The sequence below is a fragment of the Paraburkholderia sp. J11-2 genome (assembly GCF_905220185.1).
GTDB lineage: Bacteria > Pseudomonadota > Gammaproteobacteria > Burkholderiales > Burkholderiaceae > Paraburkholderia.
In genome coordinates, this window is record NZ_CAJMYY010000102.1 from 1 (window position 1) to 610 (window position 610).

1 protein-coding gene is annotated in these 610 nt (G+C 62.3%); it reads left to right on the top strand.

Features of this window, described 5'->3' with window-relative positions:
* Nucleotides 1-277: 277 nt before the first annotated feature.
* The coding region (locus U5A57_RS41335; RefSeq protein WP_415774723.1) for an MFS transporter at nt 278-610 on the top strand (333 nt) is incomplete at its 3' end.

Consider the following 610-nt stretch of genomic DNA (forward strand, 5'->3'; position numbering starts at 1 on the left):
CTACCCGCCGGGCGCAGATCGCGCGACAGCGCTCGCTGCTGCGGATCCGCTTCGCATCGTCGTAGCCTGATTGTTCCGGGTCGTGGTGCCTTGCGGGCCTTTGTGGGAAACCGGGTCGCTGCTTCGGGTACGCAGAACGCCACTAACACGTGCTTCCATTCCTGGTCGCGTTCGCCGGAGAAGCCATATAACAACTAGCCACTAACGTGCAGCGAGGCTGACGATGGATTCATCCGGGCCGCCCCACGGCGTCGCCCCCCTCAGTGGCCCGCGTTTCATGATTGGTACTTTCGCGGTCGCTCTTGCCACCTTCATGAACGTGCTCGATTCGTCTATCGCAAACGTTGCGATCCCGACGCTCTCGGGCAATCTCGGTGTGTCAGTGGATGAGGGGACGTGGGTCATCACTCTCTTTGCCGCGGCTAACGCTGTGGCAATTCCGCTTACGGGATGGCTGACACAGCGCGTGGGCCAGGTGCGCCTGTTTGTCTGGGCGATTCTGCTCTTCGTAGCATCTTCGGCTGCGTGCGGACTGGCGCCCAACCTCGCTCTGCTTCTCGTGGCACGCGTTGTTCAGGGCGCGGTGGCCGGACCGTTGGTGCCTCTTTCT